Origin of the sequence: Roseivirga misakiensis (genome assembly GCF_001747105.1) — a bacterium.
In the GTDB taxonomy this organism is placed as follows: Bacteria; Bacteroidota; Bacteroidia; order Cytophagales; family Cyclobacteriaceae; genus Roseivirga; species Roseivirga misakiensis.
This window is the reverse complement of the sequence record NZ_MDGQ01000003.1, coordinates 251,406-266,676: the sequence shown is the minus strand read 5'-3', so window position 1 is coordinate 266,676 and position 15,271 is coordinate 251,406. Positions and strand designations below refer to the sequence as shown.

General features: G+C 38.9%; 16 protein-coding genes and 1 other RNA gene. 9 read left to right on the top strand and 8 right to left on the bottom strand.

What is annotated here, in order from left to right; translation table 11 throughout:
* Window position 1 precedes the first annotated feature (1 nt).
* Window positions 2–1,291 carry an aminopeptidase P N-terminal domain-containing protein gene (locus tag BFP71_RS01470; protein WP_069833683.1) on the bottom strand — a complete coding sequence of 430 codons (1,290 nt, stop codon included), beginning with the start codon at window positions 1,289–1,291 and terminating at the stop codon, window positions 2–4.
* A gap of 144 nt (window positions 1,292–1,435) precedes the next feature.
* Here BFP71_RS01470 and BFP71_RS01465 point away from each other — a divergent pair, with 144 nt between their 5' ends.
* A complete protein-coding gene (locus tag BFP71_RS01465) occupies window positions 1,436–2,593 on the top strand; it encodes a DUF4221 family protein (RefSeq protein WP_069833682.1) in 1,158 nt (385 codons plus the stop codon).
* Here the strand turns inward: BFP71_RS01465 and BFP71_RS01460 are convergent.
* Window positions 2,580–3,593, bottom strand: coding sequence for a glycosyltransferase family 9 protein (locus BFP71_RS01460; RefSeq protein WP_317040693.1), 1,014 nt, complete (start codon window positions 3,591–3,593; stop codon window positions 2,580–2,582). The genes BFP71_RS01465 and BFP71_RS01460 overlap by 14 nt on opposite strands.
* 74 nt (window positions 3,594–3,667) lie before the next feature.
* On the opposite strand from BFP71_RS01460, the gene BFP71_RS01455 reads away from it, so the two are divergent.
* The 5 genes from BFP71_RS01455 (at window position 3,668) to BFP71_RS01435 (ending at window position 9,619) form a co-directional block, all read left to right on the top strand.
* A complete protein-coding gene (locus BFP71_RS01455; RefSeq protein WP_069833680.1) occupies window positions 3,668–4,717 on the top strand; it encodes a DUF2652 domain-containing protein in 1,050 nt (349 codons plus the stop codon).
* 140 nt (window positions 4,718–4,857) lie between these two features.
* On the top strand, window positions 4,858–6,093 hold the full coding sequence (locus tag BFP71_RS01450) for a M16 family metallopeptidase (protein WP_069833679.1): 1,236 nt from the start codon (window positions 4,858–4,860) through the stop codon (window positions 6,091–6,093).
* Window positions 6,093–6,734, top strand: coding sequence for an O-methyltransferase (locus BFP71_RS01445; protein WP_069833678.1), 642 nt, complete (start codon window positions 6,093–6,095; stop codon window positions 6,732–6,734). Before BFP71_RS01450 ends, BFP71_RS01445 begins: the two co-directional genes overlap by 1 nt.
* Entirely contained in the window at window positions 6,734–8,635 is a 1,902-nt protein-coding gene (locus BFP71_RS01440; RefSeq protein ID WP_141719649.1) for a LysM peptidoglycan-binding domain-containing protein, read from the top strand. Before BFP71_RS01445 ends, BFP71_RS01440 begins: the two co-directional genes overlap by 1 nt.
* Before the next feature lie 24 nt (window positions 8,636–8,659).
* Window positions 8,660–9,619: a DUF3078 domain-containing protein gene (locus tag BFP71_RS01435; protein WP_176723295.1), complete on the top strand. Its 960-nt coding sequence runs from the start codon at window positions 8,660–8,662 to the stop codon at window positions 9,617–9,619.
* Window positions 9,620–9,640: 21 nt separating this feature from the next.
* Here the strand turns inward: BFP71_RS01435 and BFP71_RS01430 are convergent, their stop codons facing one another.
* Entirely contained in the window at window positions 9,641–10,066 is a 426-nt protein-coding gene (locus BFP71_RS01430; RefSeq protein WP_069833676.1) for a hypothetical protein, read from the bottom strand.
* Window positions 10,067–10,097: 31 nt separating this feature from the next.
* Between BFP71_RS01430 and BFP71_RS01425 the strand changes: the two genes are divergently transcribed.
* Entirely contained in the window at window positions 10,098–10,280 is a 183-nt protein-coding gene (locus tag BFP71_RS01425; RefSeq protein ID WP_069833675.1) for a hypothetical protein, read from the top strand.
* Between the two features lie 43 nt (window positions 10,281–10,323).
* Here BFP71_RS01425 and dnaX read toward each other — a convergent pair whose 3' ends face one another.
* The gene (gene dnaX, locus BFP71_RS01420; protein ID WP_069833674.1) at window positions 10,324–11,439 is read right to left on the bottom strand and encodes a DNA polymerase III subunit gamma/tau; all 1,116 of its coding nucleotides are present in this window, start codon (window positions 11,437–11,439) and stop codon (window positions 10,324–10,326) included.
* Between the two features lie 131 nt (window positions 11,440–11,570).
* Here dnaX and ssrA point away from each other — a divergent pair.
* Window positions 11,571–11,938, top strand: a transfer-messenger RNA (tmRNA) gene (gene ssrA, locus BFP71_RS01415).
* Between the two features lie 401 nt (window positions 11,939–12,339).
* Here the strand turns inward: ssrA and BFP71_RS01410 are convergent.
* The 3 genes from BFP71_RS01410 to BFP71_RS01400 all read right to left on the bottom strand — a co-directional run bounded on the left by BFP71_RS01410 (window position 12,340) and on the right by BFP71_RS01400 (window position 13,608).
* Window positions 12,340–12,714 (bottom strand): hypothetical protein, encoded by a 375-nt coding sequence (locus BFP71_RS01410; RefSeq protein ID WP_141719648.1) that lies wholly within the window; start codon window positions 12,712–12,714, stop codon window positions 12,340–12,342.
* 83 nt (window positions 12,715–12,797) lie between these two features.
* On the bottom strand, window positions 12,798–13,196 hold the full coding sequence (locus tag BFP71_RS01405; RefSeq protein ID WP_069833672.1) for a hypothetical protein: 399 nt from the start codon (window positions 13,194–13,196) through the stop codon (window positions 12,798–12,800).
* Entirely contained in the window at window positions 13,186–13,608 is a 423-nt protein-coding gene (locus tag BFP71_RS01400) for a hypothetical protein (protein WP_069833671.1), read from the bottom strand. The genes BFP71_RS01405 and BFP71_RS01400 overlap by 11 nt, the downstream gene beginning before the upstream one ends.
* 493 nt (window positions 13,609–14,101) lie before the next feature.
* Here BFP71_RS01400 and BFP71_RS01395 point away from each other — a divergent pair, with 493 nt between their 5' ends.
* The gene (locus BFP71_RS01395) at window positions 14,102–14,740 is read left to right on the top strand and encodes a hypothetical protein (RefSeq protein WP_069833670.1); all 639 of its coding nucleotides are present in this window, start codon (window positions 14,102–14,104) and stop codon (window positions 14,738–14,740) included.
* A gap of 104 nt (window positions 14,741–14,844) precedes the next feature.
* On the opposite strand, the gene BFP71_RS01390 is transcribed toward BFP71_RS01395, so the two are convergent.
* Window positions 14,845–15,225, bottom strand: coding sequence for a hypothetical protein (locus tag BFP71_RS01390; protein WP_069833669.1), 381 nt, complete (start codon window positions 15,223–15,225; stop codon window positions 14,845–14,847).
* Window positions 15,226–15,271 lie beyond the last annotated feature (46 nt).

The window sequence follows — 15,271 nt, the reverse complement described above, 5'->3', positions numbered from 1 at the left end:
GTTAAGCGTTCATAATGTCTTCAATTTCTTCCGCCTCAATCGGGATATTCGCCATTAGGTTCAAATGACCGTCTTCCGTAATGACAATGTCATCTTCTAGGCGAATCCCGATTCCCTCATCAGGAATATAGATGCCAGGTTCTACGGTAAAAACCATTCCAGGCTTAAAGTCAGTATAAATACTCGCTACGTCATGTACGTCTAAACCAATGTGGTGAGAGGTGCCGTGCATAAAGTACTTTTTGTAAGCTGGCCAGTCTGGGTTCTCATTCTTAATATCCTCCAAAGAAATTAACCCCAAATCCACCAATTCTTTAGACATAATTTCTCCTACCGCTTCGTGGTAGTCAGGTATACTGTTTCCAGGCGTTAGAAGAGCGGTTGCCGCATTTTTCACTCGAAGTACAGCATTGTATACCGCCTTTTGTCTGTCTGTGAATCTACCATTAACTGGTATCACTCTAGTCATGTCGGCATTGTAATTAGCGTATTCTGCTCCTACATCCATGAGTAGTAAATCGCCATCTTTTAGTTGATCCTTGTTTTCAATGTAGTGTAAAACGCAAGCGTTTCCACCACCTGCGATAATTGGCGTATAGGCAAAACCCTTGGATCTTTGGCGAACAAATTCGTGTAGATATTCAGCCTCTACTTCAAACTCCCAAACCCCAGGTTTTACGAACTCTAATATTCTCCTGAAACCACTATCTGTTAGATCGCAAGCGGTTTGCATTAAGGCTATTTCTCGCTCCTCTTTTACAGTTCGCAAGTCGTAAGCGATCGGTGCGAGACGTTCGAAATTGTAGTTTCCATATTTCGTTTGGCACCATTTATTGAAGCGATCAGATCGTGTTTCAACTTCAGATCCGTTTCTGATATGTTCGTTATTGTAGAGGTAAATATTATCTGTTTCGGCCAGTATCGTGTTCAGCGTGTTTTCGAATTTATCTACCCACATCACAGTTTCTACACCAGAGGTTTCGGTGGCCTCTTCCATGGTATATTTATGGCCTTCCCACACCGCTATGAGCTCATTAGTTTCTCGCACAAAAAGCACTTCTCGCATTTTAGGATTTGGAAAATCTGGCGCTACAATAAGCATTGATTCTTCTTGGTCAATGCCAGAAAAATAGAGGAGGTTACTATTCTGACGAAAACTCATTGTGCCATCGGCGTTCGTAGGCATAATGTCATTCGAACAAATGATCGCTACAGAATTGGGTTTCATTTTCGCCTTAAGCTTTTCTCTATTTTTGATAAAAAGTGCTTTGCCGATGTGTTCGTATCTCATAGTGCTCTATTTCATAGGATTTAGCCTAAAATAAGCAGGAAATGACGAGAAAAGGAAGGTTGTTGTCGATTCCTTGAAGAATGGATAATGATGTAGAACATAAATATCTTTCCGGTCGTTAAAGCAAGAGCCCCTAAATCCTCCATGTCAAAAACGAGATTCAATTTTTACATTTTCCTTACATGTTTGCTCGTGTGCTCTTGTGGAAAAAATGATCGTCAAGAAATTGTCAAAGCCTCAAGCCAAGAGGGGGAATTGGTCTTTAAAGTGGATACTGTAAAAGTAGATATAGGCGATCAAATCAGCTATACCTACTTTCGATTCGATACTTACGAGGAAGAGGGGAGATTTTATTTTGTAAAATATCAAGGATCTCAGCACGCTCTTTTATTCTATGATTTAGAAAAACGAAGGTTGAGCAAGACCATTGCGCTAGAAAAGGCTGGTCCTAATGGTATTGGAACACTCCAAAACTTTCATGTACATAACCTAGATTCCATTTTCGTGTTTGATGCTGGTAATATGAAAGTGCTCAGTGAAGATGCGGAGGTGTTTTTTAGCATGAACTTGTTCAGTCAGCTGCCTCAGGGAGTGCTTATAGATTTTGCTAGTCCTGAATCCAAACCATTTTATAGTTCTAAACTCAACCGAGTGATCCTTGAAAACTCTTTGCGTAGGAATGCTACTGCGGAAGAAAAGAATCAACCATTTCTTGCTGCGATAAACCTTGAGTCAAAGTCTTTTGAATTAATAGGTCCGCAGCACGCCCCATTTATGAAAAATGCCAAAGTGGGCTATGGTAGTTATCAGGGCATATCGTTTACCAACCATGAGAATTTAATTTTCTACAATTACCCGGTGTCCTCGAAGGTGTATAGTTATGATTTGCTTACAAAGGAGAACAAGGCATTTAATGGTAATGTAAGTTCTATACCGAATCAGGCTAGTGAATTTAAGAATGCAGCTTCACAAGCATTTATAAATGCTTATCGTTTCGAGACTGCTATCTTTTACAACATCATTTATGACCCCTATAAAGAGTTGTTTTATCGGCTGCATAGAACTGGAAAGCCTTACGATCCTGCAGTGAGGAATACTATTCAGAATACTAGATTCTATGTTTCTGTTTTTGGTAGAGAAATGAACTTTATCAAAGAAATTGAGGTGGCTCAAAATACCTACAGTCAATATACAGCCTTCGTAGGGCCTGAAGGCTTGTTTTTGAATGCTTCCTTTAAAGAATTTCCACTATTGGAGGAGGATAAAATGATTTTTCACGTTTATGACTTTAGCTTCCAGTAGGTCCTTTTTTGTCTAATAGGGCTATCATTTCTTGAATATCTATATCGTAACCACATTTATAATGACCTAGAGGACAAGCTTTTTTGCCATGTAGTCCGCACGGTCTGCAGTCTAATTTGTTATTGATTTCTACAATGTGGCTATCATCGGCTAGCGGTCCAAACCCAAAATCAGGAATGGTAGAGCAAAAGATAGCACATGTTTTAGCATTTACGGCAGAGGCTAAATGCATAGGGGCACTATCATTTACATAATTCATTCGAGCTGTTTTCATTAAGGCTGCCGATTGAAGTAAAGAAAGCTTTCCAGCTAGGTTAACCACCTGATCGCTACCCGACTTCTTCAGAATTTCATCGCAAAGAGAGTCATCATTTGGTGCGCCGAGTAAGTAAATATTCCCCTTGAAGTTCAGGGCTTGAATTAGCGAAATCCACTTTTCTTTAGGAAACTGTTTGGTAAACCAAACAGATGCGGGTGCCATACATACATAGGGTGCTTCGGTATATGTTTTCACATATTCAAAATCATCTTTAGTTGGGTGTAGCTTGGGATTTTCGTGCTCACCATCTGTTATCGCCTTGATCAGTTCATGATTTCTAATTACCTCGTGAATCCCAGGTTCAATCCGATGAACGATTTTCTTATTAAAAGCCCACGAAAACGGATTTTTGTCAAAGCCTATCTTCATGCTACCCTTCGATAAGGCAGTGAGCATACCTGAATTGGCAAACCTTTGAATATTTACGACAAGGTCGTACTGGGTTTTACGAACCTTTCCGATCAGCTTAAAAAGGTTTCTATATTTTCCGCCGTTTTTATCCCAAACTATGGTTTCTCGAACAAATGGGTGGTCATTTAAAAGGCTATGATTACCCTTTCTTACCAAAAAATCTATGCTAGCATCTGGGTATTGCTCATGGAGTTTTTCCAATAGTCCGGTGGCTAAAATAACGTCTCCTATGAAGGCAGTTTGTACCACTAAAATTTGACGAAAAGCCATAAGCATTGAATTGGAACAAATATAAAGGAATTGATTTTCCAAAATATGTGTTGCTACAATTAGAAAAGTAACAAATGAAGTACGCAACTATATTGATACCCGATATCAGCGGTTATACCAAGTTTCTGCACAAGACGGAATTGAGTCATAGCACCCACATTATTAATGAGTTATTGCAAGTGGTAGCGGATACTTTACAGCCAAAATTTACCTTGGCTGAAATTGAGGGGGATGCCTTGCTTACATATGCGGATGGAAAATTAACTCAAGCTGAAATTGAAGAAGTCTGCACCAATGCGTTCAAAAACTTCAATTACTTTTTAAATATTGTTGAAAGGGACAGTGTTTGTCGGTGCGGAGCTTGCAATAATGCCAGTAGCTTAAAACTTAAGTTTATTGTTCATTATGGGCAGTTCGAGGAGGTAAAGATATCTCAGTTTACAAAGCTATCGGGACTTGATATGATTATTGCCCATCGTTTAATGAAGAATACCATCCCCTCGAAAGAATACATTTTGGTGACGGATTCTTTTGGTTTGAATAGCGATACTTCTTCTTTTGAATGGCAGTCTGCAAAGGATAATTACGAAGTCTTGGGTGATGTAACTTATCAATACGCCTTAATTGACGACTTAAAGAAAGAGGTGCTAAAACCTGAAACTACCGAAGACTACTCGAACCTTTTCGGTTTAGCCAGAGTGATGGAAGTCGAGATCAATGCGCCAATAAAACGAGTGCACGAAGTATTAACAGACAATAGCCAGAAGGCCAATTTTGTCGAGGGCTTGATAGATGTAAGGGCTGATTCTGAAATAAATCGTGTGGGGAGTACCCATGTTTGTGAGTTTGAAGGCGATAGCTTTGATATCAAAACACTTCAAAACATCGATGAAAAGGATCAGTTAGTGTATATCGAGAAAGCACACTCTATCAACACGGGCATAACGATGCTTACATATTTTGAGTTGAAAAAAGTGAGCGAGAATACAACTGTTATTTCTTTTAGAGCACTAACAGGTGATCGAAACATAATTCCTGAGCCGCATGCTGATATGGTCTACGATCAAACAAAACATACCCTATTAAGCCTGAAGAATTATCTAGAAGAAAAAAAGGTAGCCTAAAATCAACGTAATTTTTGACCCGTAGATCATAAGGATTTCTTCCATTGGAGAAATGATGTCCAAATTGACAAAAGCTCTATTTTGATCTTCAATAATGCGTTAGAAATCAGTATCTTTGCGCGATTCAGGAGAAATCGGAGATGGTGGATTACAACTTATTTACCCTACCAAATGGCATCAGAATTATCCATAAAGAGGTGCCAAGTACAAAAATTGTTCATTGTGGTTTTGTGCTTGATATTGGTAGTAGAGATGAACGCGAAGATCAGTTAGGCATTGCCCACTTTTGGGAGCACATGGCTTTTAAGGGAACTAAAAAGCGCAAAGCTTTTCATATTCTCAATAGACTCGATTCTGTAGGGGGTGAATTGAACGCGTATACCACAAAAGAAAAAATCTGTTTCTATGCTTCTGCATTGGAGAAGCATATGGAAAGTGCTTTCGAATTACTCCAGGACATTACTTTTGATTCTGTATTTCCCGAAAAACAAATTGAGAATGAACGAGGCGTGATTCTGGAGGAAATGTCGCTTTATCATGACAGTCCTGAAGATGCTATCCAAGACGAATTCGACAATGTAGTCTTTAAGGATCATCCACTCGGAAAAAACATTCTTGGTACAACCTCAAGTGTTAAGTCCTTTAGAAGGAACGATTTCCAGCAATTTCTAAAGCATAATTTGAATACCGAAGGTGTGGTTTTCTCATGTGTTGGAAATGTGCCATTCAAAAAAGTTAGACGACTAGCTGAAAAGTACTTTGGTTCTATCCCTCATTTGAAGGCCGAGAGAAATAGACTCTCTTTCGGTCTATACGAACCAAAAAGTGAGATAGTTAAGCGGAATATTACACAGGCACATTGTGCCATCGGTACTACAGCCTATGCACTCGGAGATAAGAAAAGGCTTCCTTTCTTTATGCTGATGAATATTTTGGGTGGCCCTGGAATGAACTCAAGGTTGAATTTGGCCCTGAGAGAAAAGTATGGTTTTGTCTATAATATTGAGGCGTCCTACCATCCTTACTCAGACACTGGTTTATTTGCCATTTTCTATGGTACGGAATTGAGTCAAGTAGCACGAAGCAAAAAGCTAATTGCGAAAGAGCTCAAGTTATTGCGCGATAAACCGTTAGGAACCCTTCAACTACATAAAGGTAAGGAGCAACTAATTGGTCAATTGGCCATGGCCGAGGAAAATAATGCCAGTCTTATGCTTATGATGGGAAAAAGTATTTTAGACCTGAATAAGGTGCATAGCCTAGACTCTATATTCAAAAGAATTAGAGCTATTTCCAGTGCAGAGTTGCAAGACATAGCAAACGAAGCATTGCGTGAAGATCAAATGAGTTACCTCACATTTTTGCCCAAGAACTGATGGACTTTTTACCTGTAGATATTCAAAAATATGTGGAGGCTCACACCGATCCCGAGTCTAATACGCTCAGCGACTTAAACAGGGATACACACAGAAAAGTGTTAAAACCACGCATGTTGTCAGGGCATTTGCAAGGGAGAGCCCTTTCTATGATTTCTCATATGATCAGGCCGAAAAGTGTTTTGGAAATAGGGACATATACGGGTTATTCGGCCATTTGTATGGCTGAGGGCTTAGCAGAAGGTGGTAAGGTAATTACCATCGACGTGAATGAAGAATTAGAAAGTCTGGCGCGAGGTTATTTTGAAAAAGCGGGCTTTAGCGAACAGATAGATTATCGGATCGGGAATGCTCTAGATTTGGTACCAGAAGTTTCAGAAACACTAGATTTGGTCTTCATTGATGCGGATAAGAAAAATTACATCAATTACTATAACTTAGTCATTGATAAAGTTAGGCCTGGAGGTTTTATTATCGCCGATAATGTACTCTGGAGCGGCAAAGTGGTTGCAGAACTAAAGAAAACTGACAAAGAGACACAAGCTATTCTCGATTTTAACCGTTTGGTTCAAGAAGATGGGCGCGTAGAGAACGTGCTGCTTCCTATTAGGGATGGCTTAATGACAATAAGAAAAAAGTAGTGAGGCATACATTCGTGTCAATCATCATCATTATGATGGCTTCGTTGAATCTTTCAGCGCAAGCCCCTATGAATGTCCCCTCTGTTATAGATGTAGCTGGCGTAAAGTTGAAGCTAAATGCTGAAGCTAAGCGAGATGTTGAAGAAACGCTCGACTTACTAGTTCGAAGCCAATATCATTTCCAGTTAAAGGCCGATCGCTCAAATCTTTACATGCATTTTGTAGAGGAAATACTCCGAAAAGAAGGTATTCCTGAAGATTTCAAGTATCTGGCCATCCAAGAAGGAGAGTTTATTTCTGATGCAGTTTCCACATCAAATGCCGTTGGATTTTGGCAGTTTAAGAAAGCTTCGGCACAAGAGCTGGGTGTAAGAGTGGATAATGTTGTCGATGAACGAAAACACATCATTGCTTCTACCATTGGAGCCACCAAGTACTTTAAACGATCGAATTTTGTGTTTGATAATTGGGTGCTCAGCCTGCAATCTTATCTACAAGGCCTAACTGGTACGCAGCGATCGGCAAGTGATAAGCTATATGGGGCAAAGACCATGAATATTACCGGTAAATCCCATTGGTACATCAAGAAATTTATCGCGCACAAATTAGCATTTCAAGACTTTGTCGGCGACGGAAGAAAGAATCCGAATATTCAATTAGCTGATTACGAGGGTAAGGGGAAGACTTTGAGGCAGGTTAGCAAAGAGGTAAAGGTCGATTACGATGAGTTGAAGCGATTCAATAAGTGGTTAAATCAATCAAAAATTCCAGATGATAAATCCTACAAGGTTATCTATCCAATAAAAGGGGATAGGCAGCCGATTGCCCAAAAGCAGCAAAATCCGTCAACAAAGCAAACTTCTAGTAAGCCAAAAACACAAGCAAGTCGTAAAACACCGAAAAAGCGTAATACATTTTCGCTTGGTAAAGCAGATACGGGTATTAAACCTTTGGAAGGAAATGTAGGCGTCTACCCTCAAGTGACTGGAAATATTGATGCCGCTTATCAGCCGAAGCAAGTCAAAATGAATAATATCTGGGCGATTAAAGCCAGACCTAATGAAACCCTTCAAACATTATCCTCAAGAACTGGAGTGAGTACGACAAAACTGAAACGATTCAATGATTTAGGGCAAAGAAGAATTCAAGGGGATAGGTACTATTACTTAAAGAATAAAAAGACGAAAGGCAGAGTACATTATCACGTGGTGTTGCCAGGTGAAACACTCTGGTCTATTGCCCAAGATTATGGTATTAGATTAAAGAAGCTTAGGCAAAAGAACCGCATGAAAACCAACGAGGCATTGAAGGTTGGACGGGTGCTCTGGCTTAGGTTTATCCGACCTGAAAAAACTCCTATTGAGTACAGTAATGTAAAAGTAGAAAGGCAAGAAGAGTCAGCTGAAGATCGATTAATCAGCGAAGTTTCCTTGGCCAAGCAGCTAACAGAAGGTAGAAAGTTGCCTAAAGATGAAGCACCTAAACCTGTTAATGAGTCAAAATCTGAACCTGAAGAGATTGAAGTTTTTAACAAACCGAAACTTAGGCGACCTCTCGTTAATTCTGCCACTGATACTGTAATTACCCATTATGTAAAGAAAAAGGAGACATTCTTTGCAATATCCGGGCAATACAAGGTTGAAATTGACGATATATTATTCTGGAATAACTTGAAACTCGAAGATGGTTTAACGGTTGGCCAGCCCTTGAAACTGTTAGTGCCGAAAGTGATTGAACCAGAGCCAAAAGTTGAAGAGATTATCCATACGGTTAAGAAAGGGGAGACCTTATGGTCGATTTCCAAGCTGTATGAAGTTGATCTTGAGGATTTAAAAAAATGGAATAACAAACTGAATAACGAACTGTCATTAGGGGAGAAGTTAAAGATCCTGAAACAGTAATTCAGATTGAGATTATAATTAATTTTGTCACGACTATTTTTTCATAAGACGCTGCGAACTCTACTCACAATTTTTCTAGCCTTTATCGCGATCCAAACTGTATCGGCATTTCAGGAAAAACCTGCTGCAACTGATACCGCTGCTACTACGCCTGATAGTCTCATTTATTGGAAAGATGGCGGGCGTTTCAACTTGAATATTCAACAAGTCGGCCTGACTAACTGGGCGGCAGGAGGTGAGTCTTCCGTCGCTATCGGTGCGGCTGTAGAGGGTTTTGTTAATTATGAGAAGGATGATGTTGTTTGGGAAAATAAAGGTAGAATTGCCTATGGTGTGATTAGGAATGGCGGTGGAGGGAATCGCTTCGAGAAAACTAACGATGTGGTGGATTTCTCCTCTAAATACAGTCAAAAGTTTAGTGAAAAGGTATTATTGACTTCTGCTGTCAATTTTCGAACCCAAATGGATAATGGGGTGAAAATTGAAAACATTGCCGGAACCAGTGATACGCGCCGAATTTTGATTTCAGACTTTATGTCTCCTGGATATTTACAAGCATCGCTTGGGCTTACCTACCGAGAGACTAAAAAAGGTTATTCCGTCACGCTTGCCCCATTCACAGGCCGATTTACTTTCGTATTGAATGATTCATTGTCCAATGTGGGTTCTTTTGGTGTTGAGGCAGGTGAAACAATCAGATCGGAAGCGGGAATCAGTTTAACGGGTGGTGTTCAACGTGACGTTATGGAAAACGTGAAATTGCAAATGAATTTTAACCTCTTTTCTAACTATGATAAATTCCCGAATACCGTAGTGAATGTTGAGGCCGGGTTGAACCTAAAGGTCAATGACTATATACAGTCAAATATTTCTTCCCAAATTATCTATGACGATGATGTTATCATTACTCGATCCGATGGTTCCCGAGGTAGGGATCTTCAGATCAAAAACGTCATCAATGTAGGCTTTACACTTGGGTTTTAGGCACAGGTAAACTTGCGTGGCTTAAAATTCAGGATCTAAACCAAGCTTGTCCTGTAGGTCTTTTAATGCTGGGTATTTCTCTTTCAAGAACTCGAATTTTTCTCTATCCGTATATCTCATTTTTTCTCGATCAAGTTCCACAACTACCGATTGTAAAGAAATATGATCGTTTTTTAGTGAAGTTCTAAGATGCTTCAAGAGTTCTGCCCGAATTTTTTCGAAACCAGGTACTAAGGCTTCGTTAGGGACGGTAACTGTTACTTGCGTTCCTGATAGTTCATAAGATTGATTGAGCACTTCGAGGTCTAGTACTTGAAAATCTCCTTGATCTATAAACTCTTGCCAAACTCGTTTTACATCCTCAGGTGTAAATTCAGTATTTCGTAATTCTACCTTTTCTTCTACATCAGCCTGATCGGTTTCTTCTTGTGCTTTTGGCTTATTCATGGCAGCTTGAACAGCACTGAGGTCGGTCGGTATGTCGACAGTTTTTGTGGATGATCTTCTTACCGATGGCCTGGTGGCCGGTATTGGTTGTGTAGGAGTAGCAGGTGTTTCTGGAATCTGCGGTTCTGAATCAGCGTCTGTAGTAGGGGATTCTTTCGCTTCTTCTGTTGCCTCAGGCGAAGTTACTTTTTCGGGTTTTTCGACTTTAGGCTGATTGTCTTTTGGTGCCTCAGAAGTTGATGCTGATTCAGCCTTGGCTAAGCTTTTTTTTTTGAATCGTCCATGCCCCCTCCAGCTTGTGCAAGGGAAATAGCGGCGTTGAGGTGAGCCATTTTTACCAAAGCTAGCTCTACGTGTAGCCTGTGATTTTTACTGCCTTTGTAATTGATGTCGCACTGACTGGCAATGTTCATGGCAGTGAGTAAGAAAGACATTGGAGTTTTGTTAGCCTGCTCGGCATAACGGGCTTTTACGGCATCTGAAACCTCCAAAAGTTCTATGGTGGCATTATCCTTACAAACCATCAAATCGCGTAGATGGCTACTCAGGCCAACGATGAAATTGTGACCGTCGAAACCTTTCTTCAAGATTTCATCAAAGATCAATAAAGTATCAGAGGTGTTTTCGGTAAAGAGTGCCTCTGTCATTCTGAAATAATAATCATAGTCCAGAATGTGTAGGTTATCAATAGTGTCTTTGTAAGTAACCTTTTGTCCTTTAGAAAAGGTCACAATCAAGTCGAAAAGTGATAAGGCATCTCTCATAGCCCCGTCAGCTTTCTGCGCGATTAGGTTTAAAGCTTCTTCCTCAACTTCAATATTTTCTTTAGCAGCAATCATCTGTAATTGCTCCGTGATGTTTCCAATTTCAATTCTATTGAAATCGAAAATCTGGCATCTAGACAGAATGGTTGGAATCACTTTATGCTTTTCTGTGGTCGCCAATATAAAAATGGCATACGAAGGTGGCTCTTCTAAAGTCTTCAAAAACGCATTGAAGGCTTGGTTAGAAAGCATGTGAACCTCATCTATAATATAGACTTTGAATTTCCCTTGTTGAGGAGGGTATCGTACTTGCTCGATTAAGTTTCTAATGTCATCAACTGAGTTGTTAGAAGCCGCATCCAGCTCGTAGATATTAAAGGTGTCGTTACCCATTAACGGGTTGTCGATGGACTGATCGTTGATTAGTCTGGCTACAATTCTAGCACAGGTGGTTTTACCAACACCTCTCGGACCGCAAAATAGTAATGCTTGGGCCAATTGGTTGTTGTCAATGGCGTTTTTAAGGGTTGTAGTAATGTGCTCTTGGCCCACTACTTCCTCAAAGCCAACCGGTCTGTATTTCCTAGCCGAGACAACGAAGTTTTCCATTGCCGCAAGATATAAATCTTAGCCAAGATGTTTAAAGTTCTTTGATCAAAGTTTTTAAGAGTAAGGTTCAGAACTAAAAAGAGATTACCTTTACATCCCCATTTTGGCAAACGGCTAAAGCATTGAAAGATGGGGCCGACTGGAATTGACAGTAGGTGAAATGCAAGTGTAAGCATGTCGGGAGTTGTTCGTATTTCCTGTAAATCAAACGATCACACTTTATAATTGGCGAAAGACAATACGCCCTTGCTGCCTAATCAGATTTAGATAGCAATGTGTCTCGCTGGCCCCCTGTTCTGCCGGGCTGGCACTAGAGGCATCAACTGCAGAACTGGCTGCTTCGGAGTTGTGACGGAGTAGTAAGATTAATCGCATCTAAGGTTTAAATCAGGGTGGTTGCTGTCCTTATTAAACTCGAAAATTAATCAGCAAATAAGCATGTAGAAGGCGCTTTGTGTTCCTTATCTGGACGAGGGTTCGATCCCCTCCGGCTCCACCATTGCCCACTGAAGTTCGAGAGGACTAAAGTGGGCTTTTTTATATACTTAAGTTCTATTTCGGTGGAGATGGATTGTCCATCCATAGGTTTCGGTGGAGAAATTCCACCAGTTGTATACTTTTTCTGTTTAAGCTAAACCGCCGATATTCTCTTTTATACATGAATAGCTCATATATACTGTGACTAGTCATCTTAACGATAAATGTCCCTGCTTCAAACTTCACAGGGGCAATCTAATATATTTAGTGAATAACTAATATAATTAGAATACTAAAAAGTAAGTATATTCTAGCTTCTTTCAACTCACCTAACAATAGCTTTACTGAAATGGGATAGCGAGAGTAGCTAATCTATGAAATTAGATGAGGTTTTGAAAGTGAGAAATTAGGATTGAGGTTTAATCAATCAACTTTTTTAAACGAGAAATGATTACCTCTTGCCATATAATAAAGTTCCATCGATTCGCCCTTAGAATCCATAACTATTAAGAAACAAAGTTCTGACTCTTTAAGATTTAGGTAAAACTTGTTTGGCTCTGATTTAGAAGATTCCTTGTTCATACAAGAACCTTGGACACTATACTTCTCTTTATCAAAATCGTCATTTGGTTTGGTCGTTCCTGTGAAAAGGTACTTACCATCGAATTTCCAAATTTCTTTATAAGGTGCGTCTTCAGCCTTAGAGGTCATCCCCCACTTGCCCTTTAGCTTATCCGATACTGTTCTGTCTTGAGCAGATAAAGTATTTGTGGACAGAACAAAAATTACTGCTAACAAAACTGTAACTAATATGGAAAGGCTTCTAATAATCAAATTCTTAAGTACCCCAATCAAGAGAGTAAATGTTACAGATACAACTACTAATCCTTAAAAATCAATACGGCCAATGAGAGTCCGATTAAGGAAATACCCAAAGGGTAAGCTATGTCGGTAGAAGTAATTTTACCCTCTTGATCTACTGCTTCAATAGCTAGATAAAGTTTGTTTATGCCTATCCCAAAGAGTGTTGTTCCAATAATACCTAGAACCTTTCTCAACTTTGAAACCCTGTTAACCTTTAAGCCTATCTGATCACCGGCTCTTGAAACATGAGAATCGCTAATTTGTTGAACACCATCTTTAATAGCCAAGTCATGACATTTTTTATCAAGCTTTCGAGCATATTCCTCTTTATGCTGATAGAACAATAATTCTGCCTCTGGGGACCAAGGTTCTCCAGAGGTTCTTAAAAGTGCTTGGCTTCTATCTTTACTTGTCATCAAGCCTCACTTTAATGTCACTAAAATACTTATTGATCGTTTGACCTTCTTCGTCTTTCAAATCAACAATCTTATCATACATCTGACGATAAGACTTTAATAGGAGTAGAGAATTAATGTCCTTTAGGTCCTCCTTTAGTCTTGATCTTTTGTCTGAATCTTCAGAAATATCCTTTTCGTCCAGCCTTTGTTCTATTATCTCCTTAAACGCCTTAATATTTCTCTTAACCTGATACTCTTGAATGCGACTTGACAGGTATTCACTTAATGCCATGAACAATAAAGAAATACTGGGAGCCGAGATAATAAACCCTTGAGAGATTTCAATAGGGAAATATTCAACCAACACCCAAAGAAGAAATGTAGACAATCCTACCCATGTTGACGGCTTAAGAAATTTCTTTGTTATCATGAGGCTATTTACGAGATAGTTTAAATCTTAGCAGGAATTTATATCATTAAATATATGTATTTGAAACTTTCTTGTCAATCAACTGATTCCGAAATTATAATTCTTGATAAGAAAACTAAGCCAAACAGTAACATGAGATTACTTTTTTTGATCAACTACATTTTCCTGTATGTGTACAAATAATTTTAGTTAAACATATCTTTATCAACTGCTTATCGTATGAATTTTCATCACCATTTATGTATTATTTCTACTGTTTTCAAAAATAGTTTTGCATGTTAAGGACGTTGATCGATTATGATCACTATACACGGAGACTCTACACCTTGCTCTTACTGACAGTAACATAAGGTATCATTCTAGATCATTTTAGACTGCTAGGTTAACTACCAGATTAAGGTAGTAATATAAGACCACAATGCGTTTGAGCCACTTATGAGACTGGTTAGAGTATAAAACCAAGAAATTATAATTGAAAAAGAGCTAATTCAAAATGCCCATTTTCGGAGACATAAAGGAGTACAAAGAAGCTTGGAAGACGGCACCTGTTTTTCTTAAAGGGCTAATTATTGTAATGTTCTTTTTGTCTGTAAGTTCTATTACTTCTTTAGCTGATGAGGTATTTAAATGGAGAGGCTTTATACGAGATGGAATAGATTTTTATCATAACACTCTTACGGTACCCATCATTGACTTTCTAAAAAGATACAACATTGTCTTCTATAAGATCGGAATAGATATGATAACACTCATATTACTATTTCACAGCGCTGGACTTAGAGCAATATATGTGGCATTTAAAAAAGGCAGAGATTTTGACTTATTTTCAAAAGTAATATTTAGTGTTTTAGTTCTTTATACACTTTATCAGACGGGTGAAACTATAATGGTTTGGCATAATTCGGGAGAAAACTTAGAGAATAAGGCTTTTGAAGAAATTAAAAGTGTCAGTCTTTACCTATTTATGATGTTGGCTCTGTTTTCAATTGCCTGTATTATTTTAATTCCACGAGTTGAAAATAGAAAAGCCGTCTTAATATCCCTTTGGGTTCCAGTATTAATACCTGTTCTGATTGTATTAGTTCTAGCAGCAATCAACTCAGGCCTAACAAAAGAACTCCCTCCTATTTAGACCTGTAGCTTTTAAATTTTAAATGGAAAAACTTTAGGTAAGCCTACAAACGAACAAAGGTCTGAAAATGTCAGACCTTTGTTCGTACATATTGATAATAAACTCTACTTCTCCCTTTCGCCAGAAAAAGTAATCTCAAAACCTGCGAACGAGATAGTCCCTTCTACTGAATCATCATCAAAAGTCATTTCTATTGTTGCTGCCATACCCTCCGTTTCAAATTCTCCCGTCATTACCATTTCTTCTTCATCAAAAGAAACTTCATCTAACTCTATATTTTCATCCTCATCAGTATCTACTAAGGTGACTTCGTAATCACCGTCCTCATCTTTGGTAATTGTTATGGCACCTTCTTCTTTGCCAGAAGGCAATTCTACTTCAAGTTCCCAGTTCCCACTAGGATCGTACGCAACAGCCGAATCAATTGTGGTTGATCCAAACAAAAGAGAGAGCGCGAGGCTTAGGCTAATAAATAATACTTTCATTTAATCAGATTTAAGTTTCAGTATAAATATAATTATTAAATACGCT

Coding starts and splice junctions, on each gene's coding strand:
- BFP71_RS01470 (WP_069833683.1), bottom strand. CDS start 1,291: ATGAGATACGAACACATCGGCAAAGCACTTTTTATCAAAAATAGAGAA.
- BFP71_RS01465 (WP_069833682.1), top strand. CDS start 1,436: ATGTCAAAAACGAGATTCAATTTTTACATTTTCCTTACATGTTTGCTC.
- BFP71_RS01460 (WP_317040693.1), bottom strand. CDS start 3,593: ATGGCTTTTCGTCAAATTTTAGTGGTACAAACTGCCTTCATAGGAGAC.
- BFP71_RS01455 (WP_069833680.1), top strand. CDS start 3,668: ATGAAGTACGCAACTATATTGATACCCGATATCAGCGGTTATACCAAG.
- BFP71_RS01450 (WP_069833679.1), top strand. CDS start 4,858: ATGGTGGATTACAACTTATTTACCCTACCAAATGGCATCAGAATTATC.
- BFP71_RS01445 (WP_069833678.1), top strand. CDS start 6,093: ATGGACTTTTTACCTGTAGATATTCAAAAATATGTGGAGGCTCACACC.
- BFP71_RS01430 (WP_069833676.1), bottom strand. CDS start 10,066: ATGAATAAGCCAAAAGCACAAGAAGAAACCGATCAGGCTGATGTAGAA.
- BFP71_RS01425 (WP_069833675.1), top strand. CDS start 10,098: ATGTCGACAGTTTTTGTGGATGATCTTCTTACCGATGGCCTGGTGGCC.
- dnaX (WP_069833674.1), bottom strand. CDS start 11,439: ATGGAAAACTTCGTTGTCTCGGCTAGGAAATACAGACCGGTTGGCTTT.
- BFP71_RS01405 (WP_069833672.1), bottom strand. CDS start 13,196: ATGACAAGTAAAGATAGAAGCCAAGCACTTTTAAGAACCTCTGGAGAA.
- BFP71_RS01400 (WP_069833671.1), bottom strand. CDS start 13,608: ATGATAACAAAGAAATTTCTTAAGCCGTCAACATGGGTAGGATTGTCT.
- BFP71_RS01395 (WP_069833670.1), top strand. CDS start 14,102: ATGCCCATTTTCGGAGACATAAAGGAGTACAAAGAAGCTTGGAAGACG.
- BFP71_RS01390 (WP_069833669.1), bottom strand. CDS start 15,225: ATGAAAGTATTATTTATTAGCCTAAGCCTCGCGCTCTCTCTTTTGTTT.